The sequence below is a fragment of the Sphingomonas sp. P4_G2 genome (assembly GCF_056401155.1).
Genome location: NZ_JBFUJY010000009.1, coordinates 20537 through 42045, shown reverse-complemented (window position 1 = coordinate 42045; position 21509 = coordinate 20537). Strand labels below are relative to the sequence as shown.

At 64.8% G+C, this 21509-nt stretch carries 16 protein-coding genes; 8 read left to right on the top strand and 8 right to left on the bottom strand.

The annotated features are described in order from the left end of the window. The first annotated feature begins 4 nt into the window (after positions 1–4). The 6 genes from cobT (at position 5) to AC1DRD_RS20105 (ending at position 7370) form a co-directional block, all read left to right on the top strand. Entirely contained in the window at positions 5–1831 is a 1827-nt protein-coding gene (gene cobT, locus AC1DRD_RS20130; protein ID WP_478042788.1) for a cobaltochelatase subunit CobT, read from the top strand. Positions 1832–1952: 121 nt separating this feature from the next. After that, positions 1953–2210 (top strand): ribbon-helix-helix domain-containing protein, encoded by a 258-nt coding sequence (locus AC1DRD_RS20125; RefSeq protein WP_478042787.1) that lies wholly within the window; start codon positions 1953–1955, stop codon positions 2208–2210. 70 nt (positions 2211–2280) lie between these two features. Continuing rightward, positions 2281–4845 (top strand): TonB-dependent receptor, encoded by a 2565-nt coding sequence (locus AC1DRD_RS20120; protein WP_478042786.1) that lies wholly within the window; start codon positions 2281–2283, stop codon positions 4843–4845. A gap of 38 nt (positions 4846–4883) precedes the next feature. Beyond that, a complete protein-coding gene (locus AC1DRD_RS20115) occupies positions 4884–5576 on the top strand; it encodes a tetratricopeptide repeat protein (RefSeq protein WP_478042785.1) in 693 nt (230 codons plus the stop codon). Next, positions 5570–6253, top strand: a complete 684-nt coding sequence (locus tag AC1DRD_RS20110) for a Fe2+-dependent dioxygenase (RefSeq protein WP_478042784.1) — start codon at positions 5570–5572, stop codon at positions 6251–6253. Before AC1DRD_RS20115 ends, AC1DRD_RS20110 begins: the two co-directional genes overlap by 7 nt. 7 nt (positions 6254–6260) lie before the next feature. Continuing rightward, entirely contained in the window at positions 6261–7370 is a 1110-nt protein-coding gene (locus AC1DRD_RS20105; protein ID WP_478042783.1) for a PepSY-associated TM helix domain-containing protein, read from the top strand. Between the two features lie 244 nt (positions 7371–7614). On the opposite strand, the gene AC1DRD_RS20100 is transcribed toward AC1DRD_RS20105, so the two are convergent. From AC1DRD_RS20100 to dcm, 5 genes are all read right to left on the bottom strand, one after another. Further along, positions 7615–12222: an NAD-glutamate dehydrogenase gene (locus AC1DRD_RS20100; protein ID WP_478042782.1), complete on the bottom strand. Its 4608-nt coding sequence runs from the start codon at positions 12220–12222 to the stop codon at positions 7615–7617. Positions 12223–12473: 251 nt separating this feature from the next. Then, on the bottom strand, positions 12474–13712 hold the full coding sequence (locus tag AC1DRD_RS20095) for a PAS domain-containing protein (RefSeq protein ID WP_478042781.1): 1239 nt from the start codon (positions 13710–13712) through the stop codon (positions 12474–12476). Between the two features lie 205 nt (positions 13713–13917). After that, positions 13918–15174, bottom strand: a complete 1257-nt coding sequence (locus AC1DRD_RS20090; RefSeq protein ID WP_478042780.1) for a type II restriction endonuclease — start codon at positions 15172–15174, stop codon at positions 13918–13920. Between the two features lie 2 nt (positions 15175–15176). Further along, on the bottom strand, positions 15177–15590 hold the full coding sequence (locus AC1DRD_RS20085) for a very short patch repair endonuclease (RefSeq protein ID WP_478042779.1): 414 nt from the start codon (positions 15588–15590) through the stop codon (positions 15177–15179). 43 nt (positions 15591–15633) lie between these two features. Then, entirely contained in the window at positions 15634–16854 is a 1221-nt protein-coding gene (dcm, locus tag AC1DRD_RS20080) for a DNA (cytosine-5-)-methyltransferase (protein ID WP_478042778.1), read from the bottom strand. Between the two features lie 301 nt (positions 16855–17155). Here dcm and AC1DRD_RS20075 point away from each other — a divergent pair, with 301 nt between their 5' ends. Next, on the top strand, positions 17156–17347 hold the full coding sequence (locus AC1DRD_RS20075) for a hypothetical protein (RefSeq protein WP_478042777.1): 192 nt from the start codon (positions 17156–17158) through the stop codon (positions 17345–17347). 116 nt (positions 17348–17463) lie between these two features. On the opposite strand, the gene AC1DRD_RS20070 is transcribed toward AC1DRD_RS20075, so the two are convergent. Further along, positions 17464–18093 carry a YkgJ family cysteine cluster protein gene (locus AC1DRD_RS20070; protein ID WP_478042776.1) on the bottom strand — a complete coding sequence of 210 codons (630 nt, stop codon included), beginning with the start codon at positions 18091–18093 and terminating at the stop codon, positions 17464–17466. 91 nt (positions 18094–18184) lie between these two features. Here AC1DRD_RS20070 and AC1DRD_RS20065 point away from each other — a divergent pair, with 91 nt between their 5' ends. Further along, on the top strand, positions 18185–18964 hold the full coding sequence (locus tag AC1DRD_RS20065) for a transglutaminase-like domain-containing protein (protein ID WP_478042775.1): 780 nt from the start codon (positions 18185–18187) through the stop codon (positions 18962–18964). Between the two features lie 124 nt (positions 18965–19088). On the opposite strand, the gene AC1DRD_RS20060 is transcribed toward AC1DRD_RS20065, so the two are convergent. Further along, entirely contained in the window at positions 19089–20189 is a 1101-nt protein-coding gene (locus AC1DRD_RS20060; protein ID WP_478042774.1) for an acyltransferase family protein, read from the bottom strand. 21 nt (positions 20190–20210) lie between these two features. After that, positions 20211–21482, bottom strand: coding sequence for a metal-dependent hydrolase family protein (locus AC1DRD_RS20055; protein WP_478042773.1), 1272 nt, complete (start codon positions 21480–21482; stop codon positions 20211–20213). Between the last annotated feature and the right edge of the window lie 27 nt (positions 21483–21509).

The window sequence follows — 21509 nt, the reverse complement described above, 5'->3', positions numbered from 1 at the left end:
GCGCGTGGCGCAGGATACACCCCTCGATCGCTTCAAGGCCGTGCTCGGCGGCGCGTCGCGCGCGCTTGCCGACGAGGCGGAGGTCGAACTTGCGTTCACCGCCGACGCGCCGGCGCAGTCGGGCAAGCATATCAAGGTGCCGATGCCGGCGCGGACGCTCCCGGCCGACCAGGTCGCTGAGGCGCGCGGCTTTGCCGATTCATTCGCGCTGCGGCTGAAACTCCACAACCCGTCGCTCCACCTCAAGAATGCGCCGCACGATGCCGTCGCGCGCGCGGTGTTCGATGCGGCGGAGACGGCGCGGGTCGAGGCGTTGGGGTCGCGCGGCTATGCCGGGATTTCGGACAATCTGAACCATGCGCTCGACATGCGCTTGCGCTCGGACCCGATCACGCGGGCGCGCAGCCGTGACGAAGTTCCGCTATCGACCGCGATCCAGTTGCTGGTGCGCGAGCGGCTGACCGGCCAGGCGGCGCCCGACGTGGCGCGGCAAGGGCTCGATTTGGTCCGCGAGTGGATCGAGGAGAAAGCGGGCGGCGATCTCGACGCGCTCCGCCTCGCGCTCGACGATCAGCGTGCGTTCGCCAGCCTGGCGACCAAATTGCTCGAGGATCTCGAACTGGTCGAAGGCGACCAGATCCCCGAGGACAGCGATGACGGCGGCTCGGACGACGAAGGGACTGACGAGGAGCAGGATCAGGGCGAGGAAGGCGACGACCAGGGCGAGCAGGGCCAGGGCGAAGTCGAAGCGCGTGGCGAACAGTCCGAGGCGGACAGCGACGATGGCGAGGGCTCGGAGGCCGGCGACGAATCCTTCGAGGATGCCGACGGCGAGGCCGGCGACGAAGGCGAGGAGGGGATGCTTCCCGTCCGCCCCAATCGCCCGTTCGCCGATCCGTCGTCGCAATTCGATTACAAAGCGTGGACCACGCAGTTCGACGAGGTGATCGCCGCGACCGAATTGTGCGACGCCGAGGAACTGACCCGGCTGCGCTCGTATCTCGACCAGCAATTGGTCCATCTGCAGGGTGCGGTGACCAAGCTCGCCAACCGGCTGCAGCGCCGGCTGATGGCGCAGCAGAACCGGTCCTGGGATTTCGACCAGGAAGAAGGGTTGCTCGACGCCGCGCGGCTGGCGCGGGTGGTGATCAACCCGATGCAGTCGTTGAGCTACAAGATCGAGCGCGACACCGAGTTCAAGGACACCGTCGTCACCTTGTTGATCGACAATTCGGGGTCGATGCGCGGGCGGCCGATCTCGATCGCCGCGATCAGCGCCGACATCCTGGCACGCACGCTCGAACGCTGCGGGGTCAAGACCGAGATATTGGGCTTCACCACACGCGCGTGGAAAGGCGGGCAGGCCCGTGAAAGCTGGCTCGCGGCGGGGCGGCCACCGCAGCCGGGCCGGCTCAACGACATCCGCCACATCGTCTACAAGCAGGCCGACGAGCCTTGGCGCCGCGCCAAGCCCAGCCTGGGGCTGATGATGCGGGAAGGGTTGCTCAAGGAGAATATCGACGGCGAGGCGTTGCTCTGGGCGCACGGCCGGCTGATCGGCCGCTCCGAGGAACGCAAGATCATGATGGTGATCTCCGACGGCGCGCCGGTCGACGACTCCACCTTGTCGGTGAACAGCGGATCGTATCTCGAACGCCATTTGCGCCAGGTGATCCACTGGATCGAGAACCGCTCGCCGGTTGAACTGGTCGCGATCGGGATCGGCCATGACGTCACGCGTTATTATGAGCGCGCTGTGACGATCATGGATGCCGAGCAATTGGGCGGCGCGATCATCGAGCAGCTCGCGGCTTTGTTCGACAAGCCTTGAGTGGGGACTTCCTTCAAGCCCCTCCCCTTCAGGGGAGGGGTTGGGGTGGGGCCTATCCTCAAGCAATCTGCCCGCGGCACCGCCCCACCCCCAACCCCTCCCCTGAAGGGGAGGGGCTTTCGTGAGTATCGATCCGCCTCCCACTGGCTTTCGCGGCCCCGTCAAACGCTCGATCACCATCGCCGGGCACGAAACCTCGATCACGCTCGAACCCATATTCTGGCAAGCACTCGAACAAGCGGCGAGGGCCCGCGCTTTGCCGCTCTCCGCGCTGGTCGCCGAGATCGACGCATTGCGCATCCTCGCCGACGAGCCGCCCAACCTCGCCAGCGCGCTGCGGACTTGGGCATTCAGCGAGGCGAATGACAAGAGTAGTTGAGAATATTTCTCAATAGCGTTGACACTGCGAACGACTCTCAATAGCGGGTCTCCCAACAAGGGAGATAAGAGTGAATCGCAACAATGCCGCGCGTCGCGTCGCGCAGCCTGCTTTCCTGGCTCTGTCCTGCGTCGGCGCTTTCGCCACGCATCCGGCGCTGGCCGCCGWTGGCCCCGATCTGACGCCCGCCAATGACGACGGCGACGATCAGGATCGTCGCCACGACATCATCATCAATGGTCAGCTGATCAAAGCCGAGGCGGAGCCGAGCGGGCCCAAGGATGTGGCGCGCGTCGTCGACACGCCCAAATCGATCGTCGTCATTCCGAGCAAGGTGATCGAGGAAACCGGATCGGCCTCGCTCCAGGACGCGCTGCGCACCATGCCGGGCATCACCTTCGGCGCGGCCGAGGGCGGCAATCCGATCGGCGACCGCCCGTTCATCCGCGGCTTCGACAGCCAGGGGTCGATCTATGTCGACGGGGTGCGCGATCTGTCGTCGCAGACGCGCGAGACCTTTGCGATCGACTCGGTACAGATCGTCCGGGGCTCGGACTCGACCCTGGGTGGGCGCGGCTCGGCGGGCGGGACGATCAACATCATCTCCAAATTGCCCAAGGCCGGCACGTTCGGCAGCGTCACGGCAAGCTATGGCGAGGCCGATTACAAGCGCGTCACCGCCGACCTCAACATCGCGATCACGCCGACCGTGGCCTTCCGCATCCAGGGGTTATGGCACGATCAGGACTTTTCGGGCCGCGACGCAATCTGGGCCAGGCGCTGGGGCTTTGCGCCGTCGCTGACGATCGGCCTCGGCACGGCGACGCGATTGACCGCGAGCTATTACCGGCTGGAGAGCCACGAACTGCCCGATAGCGGCATTCCCTATCTCTACACGATCGCCAACGCGCCGGGCACGGGCAACATCTATACCCAACCCGCGCTCGGCCGGATCACCACCGCGGGCGGCCAGACCGGCTATGTCGATCGCAGCACTTACTACGGGCTGGCTGACCGCGACTTCCGCGACGCGACCACCGATCAGGCGACGATCCGCTTCGAACACGATCTGTCGCCGACGCTCACCATCCGCAACACCGCGCGCTGGTCGCATTCGACGCAGGCCTATATTTTCCTGCTGCCGGACGACAGCACCGGCAACGTCTACGGCACCGCGCCAACCAATCCGACGACCGGAGCGGCGGGCACGCGCGGCGACCTCGTCAGCGGCGGTTACGTCTGGCGCCGCGCTAATACGCGCTACAGCTATTCGGACGCGCTGACCGACCAGATCGATCTGTATGGCACGTTCGACACCGGCGGGATCAAGCACAGCATCGCGGTGGGCGCGGAATTCTCGTGGGAAAAGGCGCGCCGCGGCACGTTCGTGACGCGCGGCTATCTCAATCCCTCCACCGGCGTCGAAACGCTGTCGACCGGCTCGACCGTCAGCCCGCGCTGCAACACGGCGACGGTTTCGCGTTATTATTGCACCAGCCTGTTCAACCCGAATCCCTATGATCCCTGGGTCAATTACGCGAGCGACACCTCGACCACGCCGTCGCCGATCGTGAAATCCCTGCCGCTCGAAGAGACCCAGAACGACGCCAATACCGTCAGCGTCTATGGCTTCGATTCGATCACGCTGACGCCGCAACTGATCCTGAACCTCGGCGCACGGTTCGACCGCTTCAAGTCCGTGACCACGCCGGGCCAGACCTATGCCGCGACCCAATCCTTCAGGCTTGGTCGCACCGACGAATTGTTCAATTGGCAGGCGGGCCTGGTGTTCAAACCGACGCCTGAGACCAGCCTCTATGCAAGCTACGCCACCGCCGCGACCCCGCCCAACACTTTGCTGGGGGAGGGTCGCGAGGACAATGCGCTGCCGACCACCGTCACTAATCAGAATCTGGCGATCCTCGACGCGCTGAAGGTGCAGAAGACCAAGTCGTACGAAGTCGGCGCCAAGGCGAGCCTGTTCAAGGAGCGGCTAGGGTTGGGTCTCGCGATTTTCCAGACCGATATCGACAATGCGCGCGTGACGGGTAACGATGGCCTGCCGTCCTTCCTGGGCAAGACGCGCATTCGCGGGCTGGAGCTCACCGTCAACGGCACGATCCTGCCCGGCTGGACGGTGTTCGGCGGCTATACCTATCTCGATCCCAAGATCACCGATGGCGGTTTCACCGCGCTGACCGTGCCGGCCAACGGCGCGGCCAAGGCGACGACGGTGCAGGTCGTGTCGGTCAACACCGGCAAGCAGGTGCCGCAAACCGCGAAGAACTCGTTCACCGCCTGGACCACGGTCGACGTGACCAAGCGCTTCTCGGTCAGCGGCGGGGCGCTCTATATGGACAAGCAGTTCGGCGGCTATGCCGACAATCGCGCGGCGACGCAGACCGACGGCGGAGTCGTGACGGTCACGCCGGCGACCAAGGTGCTCTATCGCATGATCCCGTCTTATTGGCGGTTCGACGCGCGCGCGTCGTACAAGCTGACCAGGAACATCCAGCTCAGCGTCAACGCGCAAAACCTGACCGACAAGGTCTATTTCAACCAGGTCTATACCAGCCATTACGCGTCGATCGCCACCGGGCGGACGGTGTTCGGGTCGGTGGAGTTCAAGTTCTGACGACGGCACCCCCCTCCACCGTCGTCAGTGCCGCGCGCTTGCCCGATGATCCCGACGAGCGCGCGGCGTTTCTTCGTCAGCTAGCCGAGAGCGGAGAGGCCGAGGCACAGGCGCTCTATGGCCAATTGCTGCTCGACGGGAACGGCGTGGCCAAGGACGAAGCCGCCGGCTTCGCCTGGTTCAATCGCGCCGCGGCACAGGGCCATCTGATGGCGCTCAACATGGTCGGGCGCTGTTACGATCTCGGCTGGGGTGTCGCGGTCGACAAGGCGCGTGCGGCGGATTGTTATCGCATCGCCGCCGAGCGCGGGCTCGACTGGGCGATGTACAATTACGCGACCCTGCTCGCGCTCGGGCATGGCGTCGCCGAGGACAAGCCGGCGGCGCTGGCCTGGTTCGAGAAGGCGGCCAAGCTGGGTAATGCCAAGGCGATCAACTTCGTCGGCAGCTTCCATGAAGATGGCTGGGTAGTCGCCCGCAACCTGACCAAGGCGGCGCGGCTCTACGAACGCGCGGCGGAGGGCGGCGATTTCCGCGGCATGTTCAACCACGCGCGCATGCTCGGCGCCAAGGGACGCGGGGAGGAAGCGCTTCGCTGGATCGAACGGGCAGGGGAGCGGGCCACACCGGCCTTTGTCGCCAAGGCGGCCGCGTTTCTCGACGTCTCGCCGGTGCCCGCTTTTCGCGCGCGCGGTCGCGCCGCGATCGAGCGCGGAGCGGCCCGATGCTGATCGCCATCCCTGATGTGCTCGACGCCGCGGGCGTCGCCAGGCTGCGCGCGATCATCGACGCGGCCGAGTGGATCGACGGCAACGCAACGTCCGGCCATCAGTCGGCGCTCGCCAAACAGAATGCGCAGCTGCCCGAGGAATCGGCAGCGGCGCGCGAGGCGGGGACGATGGTGCTCGATGCCTTGTCGGGAGCGGCATTGTTCGTCGCTGCCGCCCTGCCGCTCAAAGTCTATCCGCCGCTGTTCAACCGTTATGCCGGCGGCGACACGTTCGGCGCGCATGTCGACAGCGCGATCCGCATCCGGCGCGGCAGCGACTTTCGCGTGCGCAGTGACTTGTCGGCGACGCTCTTCCTGTCCGATCCCGACAGCTATGACGGCGGCGAATTGGTGATCGAGGACCAGTTCGGCGACCAGCGCGTCAAGCTGCCCGCCGGGCACATGGTGCTCTATCCGGCGTCGAGCGTGCACAGGGTCGAACCCGTCACGCGCGGAGAGCGGGTCGCGTCCTTCTTCTGGATCCAGTCGATGGTCCGCGACGACGGCGCGCGCCGCATCCTGTTCGAGCTCGATCAGGCGGTGCAGGACGCCGCGTCGCGGCTCGGTCAGGGCGACCCGGCGGTCGTGCGGCTGACTGGAACCTATCACAATCTCCTCCGCCGCTGGGCCGAGGCATAGGACGACGATGACCAAGATCGGGCTGCGCAATTTCTGGTTCCAGGTGCACAAATGGATCGGGCTGATTCTGGCGATCCTGATCATCCCCTTGTGCGTGACCGGCGCTGCGCTGGTATGGGACGAAGCGCTCGACCATGGCCTTAACCCGCAGCGTTATACGGTAAGCGGCGAGCAGGCGCTCGATTCCCAGCTCTATGTCGCGGCGGCGAAATCGGTGCTCAAGCCCGACGACCGTATCCAGTCGATCACCTTGCCCCAGCGCGATGGCCCGGTGATCGTCGCGGCCATACCGGGTGGCGCCCGATCGCAAGCGGGACCACCGACGCGCACCAACGTCTGGCTCGATCCGCCCACCGCGCGGGTGCTCGATCACGCGAACAGCAATTCCGGCCTGATCCGCGCGATGCACATGATCCATGGCAGCCTGATGATCCCGGTCTGGGGACGCTCGATCGTCGGCTGGCTGGGCGTCTTCATGCTGTTCTCGTGCTTCACGGGGATCTGGCTGTGGTGGCCGACCGTCGGCAAATGGGTGCGCGGGCTGAGATGGCGGCGGCATCGCAATCTCGACACCAATCTGCACCATCTGTTCGGTTTCTGGATCGCCTTGCCGTTATTCGCACTGTCGCTGACCGGCGCGTGGATCAGCTTTCCGCAATTCTTCGGCGCGATGTCGGGCGCGCAGCCGCAAAAGGGCCCCGACCGCGCCGCGATGGCGCGCGCCAAGCCTTTGGAGGCGCCGAAGACCAGCCTCGATACCGCGATCGCCAGCGCCCGGGCGGCATTGCCCGGCGACGTTGCGATGGTCGCCTGGCCGACCGACCTCAAGCCCGAATGGACCGTGACGATCGGCGAAGGGGCCGGGCGTCAGGTCAAGGTCGACGATGCGACCGGAACGGCGAAGGCCTCGCCGCCGCCCAGGGAAGACACTGCCCGCCTGATGCGCCGCATCCATGACGGCACGCGGATGGGTTTGCTGTGGCAGGTGGTGATTTTCCTCGGCGGGTTGCTGCCGGCCGTACTGGCAGTCACCGGGGTGATCATGTGGTGGCGCGCGCGGGGATGGAAGGGTGAGTTGAAGGCGCGGCAGAGGGCGAAGATTGAGGTTAAAGTTTGAACCTGCAGTCGTAGACGGCAGCTGCGCTCAAGCCCTCTCCCGCAAGCGGGTGCACCGGGTCGGTCATGCCCCCGGCATGACCTGAACAGCGCGGGGCGCTGTTCACCCGGTGCAGGTTGGGTGAGGGTCTTCTTTCTTCTTCGAGGCGCGGGTGCCGGGACAGAAGAAGTAAGAAGACCCTCACCCTCCCACCGCCTTCGGCGGCGGGCCCCTCCCTCTCCCGCACGCGGGAGAGGGTTAGCGATTACCGCCCCAGCAACACTCGCGCTTGCCCCGCGATCTGCGCCAGCATCGCGGCATTCGGCGTCGCTGCCGTCCGGGCGCGGTCGACCACGCCCTTGAATTGCGCGACGCGGCCAGCATTGGCGCCCAGCCACATCTCGACCGCGGCCTCGGGATCCTTGCCGGCATGCCGTTCGAGGAATTCGAGGCGGAGCTGTTGGAAGTCGCGCGCGAGCCCGGCGATCAGCAGGCGTTCCCACGGGTCGCTCGACAGGATGCGCGCCGCGGTCGCCTGTGCCCAGTCGAGCCCGAGCGCCTGACCCAGATGGGTGAAGGCGCGCGTCAATACGGTCTCGTCCATGCCGAGCTCGGCGCCGAGATCGGCGAGGCCGACCGCGCCATCGAGCTCGAACAGCCGCACGACCTTCTTCGCTAGCGCGGCGGGCGCGCCAGCCGCTTCCAGGCTGGTCGAGATGCGGACCGATTGCGCGCTCGCTTCCTCGAGCAGCAATTCCTTGGTCTTGCGGTCGAGCGCGGCGACGCCCTTGGCCAGCCGCGCGATCACCACCGACGGCGTCGTGCCAGGAGCGGTCACCCGCAACAGATCGGCGATCTGGCTGCGCACCGCGGCCGCCACTTCGTCGAACAGCGCCAGACGGCCCATTTCGGGCATCGGCGCGCGCTCGATCTCGGCCCATAATTTGTCGAGATCATAGAGCCGCTCGACCACCACGAACATCGCCGCGATGTCGGCCATCGCAGCACCTTCCTCCTCCGCCAGCTCGAACGGGTGGAGCACGCCAAGGCGATTGACGACGCGATTGGCGAGCTTGGTCGCGATAATCTCGCTGCGCAGGCGATGCTGGTCGATCGCCTCGCCGAACTTCTTGCGCATCGCGTGCGGGAAAGCGGCGTGGAGATCGGGGAGCAGCGCGTCGTCGCTGCCGAGCTCCGAATGCTCGATCGAATCCTGCAGCGCGAGCTTGGCGGTGGCGAGCAGCACCGCGAGTTCGGGACGCGTCAGGCCGCGGCCTTCGGGCGCCCGGCGCAGCAGGGTGCCATTATCGGCCAGCCCCTCCACCACGCGGTCGAGCCGGCCGGCGCTCTCGAAAATCTCGATCAGGCGGACGAAGCTCGGCAAGGCCTGGGCGCCGTCTTGTTCCATGATCGACAGCGCCAGCGTCTGCAGCCGGTTGTCCTCGAGCACCAGATGCGCGACGTCGTCGGTCATCTGGACGAGCAATTTGTTGCGCGCCTCGAACTGCAGCCGGCCTTCGATCATCTCGCGGTTGAGCGCGATCTTGATATTGACCTCGTTATCCGAGCAATCGACGCCCGCCGAATTGTCGATAAAGTCGGTGTTGATCCGCCCGCCCTTCGACGCGAAGGCGATGCGTCCGGCCTGGGTCACGCCCAGATTGGCGCCTTCGCCGATCGCGGTCGCGCGGATATCCTCGGCATTGACGCGCAAGCGGTCGTTGGCCGGGTCGCCCACCTCGATATGGTTCTCGCTCGCCGCCTTCACATAGGTGCCGATGCCGCCGAACCAGATCAGGTCGGCGGGCGATTTGAGGATCGCCGAGATCAACGCGGCGGGCTCGAGCTCGTCGGCCTGAATGTCGAGCGCGGCCTTGACCTGTTTCGACAGCGGGATCGTCTTGGCGCTGCGCGGGAACACGCCGCCACCCTTCGAGATCAGCTTGGGATTGTAATCCGCCCAGCTCGACCGCGGCAGGTTGAACATGCGCTCGCGCTCCGCCCAGCTCGCGGCCGGATCGGGATCGGGGTCGAGGAAGATGTGGCGATGGTCGAACGCCGCGACCAATTTGATCGCCTGGCTCAAGAGCATGCCGTTGCCGAACACGTCGCCCGACATGTCGCCACAGCCGACCACGCGGATCGATTGCGTCTGCACGTCGACCCCGCGCTCGGCGAAGTGGCGCTGGACCGAGATCCAGGCGCCCTTGGCAGTGATCGCCATCGCCTTATGGTCATAGCCATAGCTGCCGCCCGAGGCGAAGGCGTCGCCCAGCCAGAAGCCGCGCTCGATCGCGATCGCATTGGCGACGTCGGAGAAGGTCGCCGTGCCCTTGTCGGCGGCAACGACGAAATAGGGATCGTCGCCGTCCAGGATCGTCACGCCCCTGGGATGGACGACCTTGCCCTCGACGATATTGTCGGTGACCGACAGCAAGGTGCGGATGAAGATGCGGTAACTCTCGGTCCCTTCGGCGAACCAGGCGTCGCGATCGACCGAGGGGCTGGGCAGCTGCTTGGGATAGAAGCCGCCCTTGGCGCCGGTCGGCACGATCACCGCGTTCTTGACGCGCTGCGCCTTCATCAGGCCGAGAATCTCGGTGCGGAAGTCGTCGCGCCGGTCGGACCAGCGCAGCCCGCCGCGCGCGACCGGGCCGGCGCGCAGATGGATGCCCTCGACCCGCGGGCTGTACACCCAGATCTCGCGCCAAGGCAGCGGCGCGGGCAGGCCCGGCACCTTGTGGCTGTCGAGCTTGAACGCCAGCGCTTCGTCCGCCGCGGGGGTGAAAGCGTTGGTGCGCAACGTCGCGGCGATCACGCCATGGATCGCGCGCAGGATGCGGTCGTCGTCGATCGCTGAGACATTGTTGAGCCCGGCCTTGATCGCCTCATCGGCGGCGATCACCCCGGCTTCGCTTTTGCCGCCCGGCCCGTGCGCGGCGTCGAACCGGTCGATCAGCGCGGCGGTGACCACCGGCGCCCGGCGCAGCGCGTCGACCACCGTGGTCAGGCCATAGTTCAGTCCGCCCTGGCGCAGATAGCGGAACCAGGCGCGGAACAGCACCGCCGAGCTTGGCGCCATATTGAGGTCGACGATCAGGCGGTTGAACGCATCGTTCTCCGCATTGCCTTCCAGCACCGCGGCGACCGCATTTTCCAGCACGCTGGTATTGCCGTCGAACACCGCGCCGACGCCGCCCGCCGCCTCGATCAGGAATTCGTGGATGTAGCCCTGACCCTCGTCGGTCAGCGCGGTCGGCACTTCCTCGATCACGCGGAAGCCGAAATTCTCCAGCACCGGCACCGCATCCGACAGCGCGATCGAGCCGCCGAGGCGATAGAGTTTCAGCCGCGCTTCGCCGCGCGCGTCGCGATAGAGGCGGACCGCGCGCTGCTCCGGCGTTTCGAGCGTCGACAGGCTGAGGATGTCGCGCGCCGCTTCGTCGGCGCTGTTGACCGTGCGATAGCCTTGCGGGAAGCAATTCGCCCAGCGCAGCGCCAATCGCGTCGACCGCGCCACATCGGTTTCGGCCAGCGCCGCTTCGACCGCCGGCGCCCAGCCGCGCATCATCCGCGCCAGGCGGGTATCGAGCGCGGCGACGTCGGGCATCCGGCTCTCGCCGCGCAGATCGACCGTATAGCGGATCAGCGCGACCAGATCGTCCATCGCGATCGCCCAGTTGAGCACGGCGCCGCCGGCCGCCTCGGCCAGCATGTCGCCGATCGCGATGCGGCGCGCGGTGGTGAATTCGTCGCGCGGCAGCCACACGAAACAGAATAGATGCCGGCCAAGGATCGACCGCGCCAACACCAATTTGGGCCGCGGCCGGTCGGCCAGGCTCATCGCCGTCAGCGCGACGTCCTCCAGCGCCTCGGGCGTGAAGGCGATCAGCAGATCATGGGGCAGGGTGGTCAGCGCATGTTCGAGCGCCTTGCCGGCATGGCCCTTGGGATCGAACCCGAATTTCTTCTGCAAATCGCCCAGCCGCGTGCGCAGGCCCGGCACGTCGTCGGGCGGCGAGTTGAGCGCGGACGAGGTCCACAGGCCGGCATGGATCGACAGGCCGGAAACCTTCTTGCCATCGCGGATCGGCACCACGATCAGGTCGAGCGGGATGTGGCGATGCACGCTGGAGATGAAGTTCGACTTGAGCAGCAACGGCGCTTCATTGCCCTTTTCGAACCATTCGATCGCCAGCGCGCGCGAGGCTTCGGCCAGGATCGGGGTCTCGTGCTTGTTGCGGCAGATGCCGAGCGGATCGCGCGCGCCGCCTTCGCGGCCGAACTTGCCGTGACCGAGCAGCGTGAAATGGCGGTCGAGGAACCAGCGGAGCAATTCCGCGCCCGTGCCGGTCAGCGTCGCGGCATCGGTCGCCATCGCCTCCTGCAACGGCACCCAGTCGTACACCGCGGCGCGCACGTCCTTCAGATTGTCTTCGAGCGCGGTGACCAGCGCCCGGCGCTCGCGCGCATCGGCCCGCTCCATCTCGATATAGATCATCGATTCGGGATTGCCGTCGCCGACGCCCATCAGCCCGCCCGAGGGGTCGCGCGTGACCGGGATGACCGGGTGGATGATGCGATCCACCGCAATGCCCTGCGCCGCGATGGTCGCCGCGACCGAATCGACCAGGAACGGCATGTCGTCATTAACGATCGCCACGCGCATGCGGCGGCGCGGATCGTTGGCCGCGATCGGCTCGATCGCCATGGTCGGCCCGCCCGGCGGGCGGTTGTACGCGGCGGTGGCGACGAAGTTCGCGGCTTCCGCGCGCTCCGCCTTTCCAAACCCCTGCAGCTCTCCCGGCAAGGCGCCCTTGGTCAGCCGGTCCGCAAGCGCGTCCGACAGCGATTTCAGCGTGGTCTTGGCCATCGCCGTCCTATGCCCCCGCGGACCGGCGGGCTCAAGGATAGTTTCGGGTGTAACTTGGTTTGTGGGGGTAATAAGACGGGCGGGTGCGGCCTATTCCAACCGTCATCCCGGCCTTGTGCCGGGATCCACCGGGAGGCTGGCTGAGAAGCAAGAGGCTCAGGGTTCCGCGCTTGCGGCACCGTGGATCCCGGCACAAGGCCGGGATGACGCAGGAGTGTAAGACAGCGCGGGAGATGCGCCGAGCTTTGGAACTACTTCGCCGCCTTCAACGTCCGAGCCGCGAGCGACCGGTCATTCGCCACCGAAGCAACGATATCCACCGTCCCTTCACCCGTCGCCCGCCCCAGCAGCACGACCAGCTCCCCAGGCTCCAGCCCGGTAGCAAACTCGACACTCGCCAGCACCAGCCGCTCGGCAATATCCGCAAGCGGATCGCGCCCCTCTTCCTTCGCCGGATTGCGCGCCGCCCGCTCGGCCGCGACCACTGCCTTGATCCCGCCATTGACGGTTTCGAGCAACGGCGTCAGCTGGCCGGCGGGGATGGAGTGGCGGCGGGCATGCGCCAGCACCGCGGCGAATTCGGTCAGCCGCGCTTTGTCGTAATCGGCGCCGAACACCAATTTCGCCACCGCCGTCATCGGCGCGCGCTCCTGCACGGTCACCCCGGCATCGGCGAGCAAACGGTCATAGGTGTCGCTATCCTGCTCGGCGGCGAGCCCGAAATCGTGCGCGCGGCCCAGCGCGCGATAGAGCGCGGCGCGGCTGCGCGTATCGGCATTGGTCGCGGCCTGCGCGGTCTGGCGCGCCTGTTCCAGCTTGCCGGCCAGATCCTCGGGTTCGGCGACCGGCGAGACGTCGGCGGCGGGACCATCGGCCCAGACCGGGGCGGCCGCCTGCGGCTTGGGCGCGGCGCGCAACGCGGTATCGACCTCGGCGTCGAGCTTCTTTTGCGTGTCGGCGTCGACCAGTTCCTTCCAGTTGATCACGCCATAGATGAAATCGATCGTGTCGTCGTTTGAGGAGAAGGGCATCAGGATGCCGCGATACATCGTATTATAGCCACGCGTGCCGACGAACTCGGCCTCGAACCCGATCGGGGCGCGGTTGGCGATGATCTGAAGATAATGGTCGGTCAGCCGCGACAGCAGCGACCGGCTGGGCACTTGCGAGATATGGGTGATCGACTGATCGAGCGCGGTCTCATCGCGCAGCGCGCGGCCGAGATAGGCGATCGCCGGATCCTCGATCCCGGCGGTGAAATCGAGCAGCACCGAATGCGGGCCGAAATCGGCGATGTTGGCGGGGTCGAGATCCTCGATCGACGGATAAGCGCGCCCGCGCAGCAACGACACCCAATGATTGTACGCGCGCACGTGCATGCGCCGCTCATCGTTGCCGATCGCCGCCGCCACCGTGTCGTCGATCCCATCATCCGCGACGACGCGATCGGCATCCGACCGGTCCTCTTCGTAGCCGCGCTGCGAATCCATAAGCGTCCCCTGGGCGCACATCGCCCTGCACAGAGCGTGTTTTGCGCCGGGCGTGGTAAACGAAGCGTAAAGGGTGTTGGGGGAGGGTGATTTTGGGTGGTGGAGTAGGTGGCCGGGGAATGAGTGCGGCCCATTGACAACGACGTTTATGTTAAACCAAGGCCAGTCGATTGTCTGGCGAGCGCTATTGCCGTTCGAAGTGCCTTCAGGCCGGTCCGGCCTCATCGGCAAGCAGGCGAATTTCATCGATAAAATTTTCGAGCGATTGCAACTGCGGTCTGATCTCTTCCGGATATGAATCTTTTAAAGCCTCTGGCACTACTAGTCGAACGCCGGCCTCCGTCATCTCTTTAAACTGAGACAATGACACTCCTTCCTGAAGTGTAAGAAGGTGTTTGACCGGGATCCGATTTGCCTCGTTGAGAATTTGTCGCCAGCGATCTTTACAGGTAGTTTTAACGGCTAACATTCGCAACTGATCTTCCGGGAAGCTGGTGTCTTTGTACGCCGCTTCTGAAGGGAACAAGAAGTCCGGGCGCTTCCCAGCATCAGATTCTGGCTGATGGGAGAAATCTTGGCCCTCAATCAGGCGCTCCTCTGTAAAAATTTCGAGAGTGTGCAGTTCAAGCGATCGACCCGAGCGGGCTTTGCGCCGCTGCAAGATTGTCTGAGCACGAATGACGAATTCATCAACCGACGTGAAACCGGCAGTGATCTTCGGCAACTCGATTGCCTGCTCGACGCTGCGAAAAATCTGGAACTCGCAATCGCGCCGGCGTTGCAGACGCTTGTCGGGAGACAATTTACGATCCGGACGCATCTCAATCGTCTTACGTATGATGTCTGACCCCGAGGGAAAGGTTTGGAGCCATTCAGCTGGCATTTCGGCAGGGTTGAGCCAGCAATTAGCGCGCGTTTTCTCAATCAGCTGCGGCACATTTTCCGCAGTGCCCGGCGACCAGACCAGATAACGCCCCGGCTCGATGGGGCCAACCCGTTCTTCAGCCAAATCTTCTTCAGAAACGCTTCCGCAAACCCAAACGCGACAGTCGAGAGCATGGCCGCGGTCGTCTAATCTGAAAGCGAAGATCGTAAGAGCGCCCGTGTTTTCCGGGTCAAGCAGCGCCGAGCGGGCTCCGCCAAAATTTGTCAATCGCGCTTCATCCCGCCCTCGGCTGGCGGTCGTGTCGTGATAGCGATTGTTGTAATAAATCGCCCTGACCCGCCGCTGGTCGGAATGCGAATCGATATAGAGATCGAAATGCGTGTCGGGGTTCTTGATATCCGTACGATCGATGGTCGGAAAAATCCGGAACAAAAACTCCTTCGGTACATAAGGGCCCGCTTGGTGCGAGCCGCTCGCGAGGGTGTCGTTGCCCGACAGCCGCTTCACGTACCAGATGACGTTAGAACCCGAATTCGCGTCGAGCCATTGCGAAAAGTTAGCAACTGTTCCTGCCAAAGCTATTCGCCCTGTATAGTTATGGTTTTCTCATTAGAGCGTACCCAAGCTGCGAGGCGGTGCATAGCCTCGGCTTCGTCCAGTCTGGTGCGACCCTTAAGCGCGCATTCCCATACTGTGCCCACTCGCCAGCCCATCTGCAGAAGAGCCTCAGCGGCTCTTGCGTCATTCTCGACGTTGCGACCGATCTTCGTTCGCCAAAACTCGCTGCGGGTCGCCGGCCATTTAAATAGATGGCAATCATGCTGATGCCAAAAGCAGCCATTTATGAAGATCACGGCGCGATGCCGCATGAACACGAGATCGGGCTTGCCGGGCATGTTCTTGGCGTGCAGACGAAATCTTAGGCCCATACCGTGCAGAGCTCTTCTGACAAGCAGTTCAGGCTTCGTGTGGCCGCTCCTAATAGCAGCCATATTCCGCCTGCGCGTGGCGTTGTCGTGAACATCTGCCAAAGCGTCACGCGGCCTTTTGCTGGTCTGCTGCCTCGACCAACATTTGAATATGGGGCTGCATGATACGGGCAACCTCTTCGAACACCGGCACTGCAACCGAATTGCCAAATTGCTTATAGGCCTGCGTGTCTGAGACGGGGATGCGGAAGTCGTCGGGGTAACCCATCAGGCGAGCGCATTCGCGCGGAGTCAGGCGACGCGGGTTTCGATCTTTACCTTGACTAACAAGTATTTCGGAACCGTCCTTATAATAGCGGGCGGAAAGGGTGCGCGCCACATCCTGGGATGAAACCAATCCATAGCCGAAGCCGTTTCCTGCCGCGCGATGCTTGTCGGCATAATCCTGCAAATACCGCCAGAGTTTGTCGCTCAGTGTGTACTTGTCGCTAACAACGCCCTTCGGACCTTGCGTGAAATGGGCCTCTGGTTCCTCAGATCCATCTTCGGGGTGTAAAATACTATCGAGTTTAATTCGGCCCTTCTGCGGCAGGTTAAGCGCGTTCCAGCTGAAGGGAACTTCGTCTCGGAAGCCAACGATAACGATTCGTTCGCGATGTTGTGGGACAAAATGTTGAGCATCGATAACTTTGTGCCAAACCTTATAGCCTAATTCATCGGTCAGGGTTTTAACTATAACCGCAAAGGTCCGGCCTTTATCATGGCTGGTAAGATTTTTTACATTTTCCAACATGAACGCGGCAGGGCGCTTGGCTTTAATAATCCGGGCAACATCAAAAAAAAGCGTGCCCTGTGTCTCGTCAAGAAAGCCATGCTGGCGGCCTAAGGAATTCTTCTTCGAAACACCCGCTATCGAAAATGGCTGACAGGGGAAGCCCGCCAAGAGGACGTCATGATCGGGAATATCGTCGGTGGCGACCGCAGTTATATCGCCTTCTATGGAACGATTGTCGCGGTAGTTGGCTGCGTAAGTTTGCTGCGCGTATTTGTTCCATTCGGACGTGAAGACGCAGTGACCGCCCACTGCGTCAAACCCGCGCCGGAGGCCGCCGATGCCTGCAAAAAGATCAATAAAGGTGAAACGGCCTTGGGATGGAGATTGAGGCACCGCTGCCATAGCACGCAGTAAACCGATAACCGCTTCCCGGGGTGTTCCGTCCCCAGCCTCCCAACGATAAATCTGGCGCGGGCTATAGCCGGTCATGAGGGCCAGTTCCTCTACCGACAAGGCCGCGCGGGCACGGAGGAGGGCGAAATCGTTAAGCATAAAACCTCTGGGACAATTTATGACATGGTGTCTTAATTTGCCCTAGATGGCAATAGGCGGAGACGCTGGAATGTTCTTCTATTGTTCACGGCAAAGCAAGCCCCTTTACTGAGGATGGGGGCGATGGGTAGACCGAATGCACCAAAATGGAGGTTTCTCTCCTCCTTGCGACAAACGGTGCATTTTCCCCTACCAATCCGATGGGAATTGCGCCATACGCACCGCCGGACTTACCCCAGGACCAATTCGCGAGGCGCTGTGCCGAGCGGGGGCGCGGCCTGGATTTTACGGAGATTTGTCCATGAAGAAGCTCGTAGTTCTCTCGGTGATTGCTCCTGTCGTGCTCGGCCTCGCGGCTTGCGGCGGCAACAAGGCGGCCGACAACGCCGTCGTCGTCACCAACACCGACGACGTGAACCTGACCGACACCACCAACATCACCGACGAGAACGTCAGCGACGTCACGGCCAACGCCAGCAACGTCGCCGAGTAATCGGCGCGGCGGCGGGGCGACCCGCCACCGGAACAACAGGCCGCGCGATCCGATGGGGTCGCGCGGCCTTCGTTTTGTCCGGATGCCGCCGGCGCGCGGTCGGCGCGGCCGCCATGTTAGGGATCGAGCATCGCATCGAGCAGGCTGATGTGCAGCCACATCCGGTCGAGCAGATCCTCGGGCTCCGCGATGCCGCTGGCCGCGCACGCCGCGGCGATCTCGCTGTCGATGTCGAGCAGGTCGCGGTCGGGATCGGCGACGACCGGCGTGCCTGCGCTCATCTGCGCGTTGGCGCGGCAGAAAAAGGCGAAATAGGCGTCGGCTGCGGCGATGAACGCGGTCGCGCCCTGCGCCTCCAGATAATCGGCGACCACGCCCGCCTTTCCGAACTCGCCGTGCGCGGCCAGGGGATCGGGATAGGGCACGAAATGCACCTTGCCCGCGGCATCGATCACGCGGCCGAGCGGAAACAGCCGGCAGACCAGCGGGCGGTCGGCATGGACGGTACAGCCCTGATCGCCCAGGAAGATGCAGCGCCCGTCCTCCTGCTGGCGCAAGGCGCCGTCGATGGTGAAATCGTCGCGCGCCTGGGCAGTGGAGACGCCGCGATTGCGCGCCAGCCGGGCGATCTCATACGGATTGACCTGGATACGCTTGTCGACGCAGCAGCTGTTGCAGCGCGTGCAGCGGTAACTGAACCGCGTGCCGGCCGTCATCGGGGCCGTCATCGGGTCGTCGGACGGCATGCTCGCCTGCTCCCCTTCTCCTGATCCCGAGCATAGCGGAGCAGGGCGGTTATCGGATAGGATCGATGCGACTCCGTTCCAGAAAGACTCCATGCGCCTCTCCATCGACGCCCGGCTCGACTATTGGCTTGCCGCGCCGGCCGACCTGCTGTTCGCGCTGGAAGTGGCGCAGACGCCCGATCAGCATCTGGTCACCGACCTGTTGCGGATCGGCGGGGTAGAGGCATTGCGCCCGATCCCGGCGGATAACGGGCTTGGGCGGCGCACCTGGACGCGGGGGGAGGGGCGCGTGACCGCGCATTACACCGCGACGGTCGAGATCGATCGCACCGACGCGACGCTCCATGGCCTCGCCGCCGACGACATCAAGCAGCTGCCGGCCGACGTGGTGCCGTTCCTGTTCCCTAGCCGCTATTGCGAATCCGACCGGTTCGATGCGCTCGTCCGGCGCGAGTTCGGCGCGCTGTCGGGCGGCGATCGGGTCGAGGCGATGGCGGCGTGGATCCGCGGGCATCTCGATTATGTCGTCGGGTCGAGCGACGCGACCACCACCGCCGCCGACACCTATATCGCGCATCGCGGCGTGTGCCGCGATTTCGCGCATCTGCTGATCGCCTTCGTCCGCGCCGCCGACATCCCGGCGCGGATGGCCGCGGCCTATGCCTGGCGGCTCGATCCGCCCGATTTCCACGCGGTGGTCGAAGTGTGGCTGGACGGCGAATGGCGGCTGATCGATCCCACCGGGCTGGCGCCGGTCGAAGGGCTGGTGCGGATCGGGGTTGGGCGGGATGCCACCGATATCAGCTTCATGACCATCTTCGGCGAGGCGGAATGCCTGTCGCAGAGTGTTACGGTCGAGCGGGTGGGGTGAGTGGGTAGCTTAAGCCCCTCCCCTTCAGGGGAGGGGTTGGGGGTGGGGCAGTGCCTCAAGCCGGTCGCTCGTGGATAGGCCCCACCCCAACCCCTCCCCTGAAGGGGAGGGGCTTTTAATTGCCCTAAACCCTCAACACCCACCCCCGCGCCCGCAGCGCCAGCGTAATCGCAATCGAAATCCCACCCGCGATCACCGCATACAGCATCGACGTCCAATCCAGCGGCAATCCCGTCGCGGCGATCCCCGCCAGCAGCTTTTCGCCCAGATGCACGCCGCCGATCGGCACCATCATCAGCACGATCGCCACCGCATCGTGGACGACATAGAGCGTCAGCGACACCGCGCCGAGCGCGGCGACCGTCTGCGCAAGGCGCGACGCGCCGATCCGCGGCCAGACGATCTTGAGCAAGGCCAAGAGCCCAAGCCCGATCGCCGCGTTGATCAGGGTGAAGGTCGGCGTCCACAAATTCTTGTTGATCGGCCAGAACCAGGCGGCGCCGAGCGTCAGGCCCAGGCACAAAACGGCGACCGCGGCGATCATGATTACCGGCTTCTTGCGGCGCACCGACATGCGCTGGACCGCGATCCCGATCATCGTCGTGGCGATCGCCGATAGCGTCGATAGCGGCCCTTCGGGATCGAATGGCGGGCCGTTATCGGGCTGGCCATAGAGCCGCGTGCCGCCGAGGATGACATGATCGAGCCAGCCGCTCATCCCTTCGCCCGGCGCCATGCTGGCGATCAGGTCGCCCGGCGCTGGCAGATGAAGCAGCACGCCATGAACCAGCATCAGCACGCCGGCGGCGATGGCCGGCGCTTTCCACGTCGTCGTCTGGCGGCACGCGATCGCGCAGACCAGATAGACGATGCCGATCCGCTCGAGCACGCCGGTGAAGCGGATCTCCTCCAGCTTGAGACTGAAATGGACGATGAAGCCGATCGCGAAACCGATGAACCACAATAACGCCGAGCGTCGCACGATCTTCGCGATCGACGGCCGCGGCATCTTCCCGTCCATCGTCAGCGGCAGCGCGAGGCCGACCGCGAGCAGGAACATCGGGAACACCAGATCGGCGAAGGTCAGCCCGTTCCACGGCGCATGGTTGATCCACCAGAAAGCGTGCTCCTCCGACCCCTGGAGGTTGGCGAGCACCATTCCGAAAATGGCAAACCCGCGCAGCGCATCGAGCGCTTCGTCGCGGACGCGGACCGGTTTCGACATATCCATCGGTCCTGTCCCTAATCAGCCCGCGATCACCGTGCCACCCTTCATCACCATCCGCACCTGGCGGACCGCGGCGATGTCGGCGGTCGGATCGCCATCGACCGCGATCAAATCGGCGAGCAGGCCGGGTTTGACCGCGCCCAGCTTGTTATCGAGGTGGAACCAACGCGCATTGCCCCAGGTCGCGGCGATCAGCACGTCGGCGGGGCTCATGCCGCCGGCGACCATCAGCTCCATCTCGCGCGCGTTCGTGCCGTGGGCGAACACGCCGACATCGCCGCCCATGCAGATATGGACGCCGGCCTTCATCGCCATCTGAAAGCTCTTGCGATTGATCTGGACGGCTTCGGGCGCCGGCTCGGCCCCGGTCCAGCCGCGATAGCGCGAGGTCGCGTCCGATGCGGCGAGCGTCGGGCAGAGCGCGATGCCTTTCTTCGCCATCTCGGCGAAGATTTCGGGCGTGCCGCCATAGCCATGCTCGATCGTATCGACTCCCGCGGCGATCGCGCGGCGCATGCCCTCGGCGGTGGCGGAATGGACTGCGACCGGGCGCCCGGCATCGTGCGCGGCGGCGACCGCGGCTTTCATCTCCTCCAGGCTGAGCGTCGGGCGGCTGTCCTCGCCGGGGCGCCAGCGATAATCGGCGTAGAGCTTCACCCAATCGGCGCCGCCGGCGATCTGGCGGCGCACCGCCGCCACGATCGACTCGACGCCCGACACTTCCTCGGCGCCCTGCGGGATGGCGACGCCGGGCTCGAACCCCTTGGGACCATAAGCCCCCAGCGCGACGATCGCGCGCGTCGCGACGTTGAGCCGCGGACCGGGGACGATGCCCTGGTCGATCGCCGCCTTCAGCCCGACATCGGCATAGCCCGCGCCTTCGGTGCCGAGGTCGCGCTCGCTGGTGAAGCCGGCAAGCAAGGTCGCTCGGGCGCTCGCCACCGCGCGCGCGGTCCTGAGCGCGAGCGGCTCGTGGAGCACCTGATCGTCCCAACTCGTCTCGTTATAGGGATGGAGGAACAAATGGCCGTGGCCCTCGATCATCCCGGGCATCAGCGTCTCGCCGGGCAAGTCGATCACCTTGGCGTCGGCCGGCGCCGACAAATTGGGTCCGACCGCGGCGATGCGATCGCCCTCGACCAATACTTGCCAGCCGGCATGCGTCTTGCCGTCCAAGCCGTCGAAAACGCGCGCGGGCTTCAGCAGCACGACTTGTTTCGGCGCTTCGGCGGCGGGAAGGGCGGCCGCCGGCCCGAGCAACATCGCCAGTACAAGTGCCACCCAGCGCATGGTTTTCTCCCCGGTGTCGCGTTACGC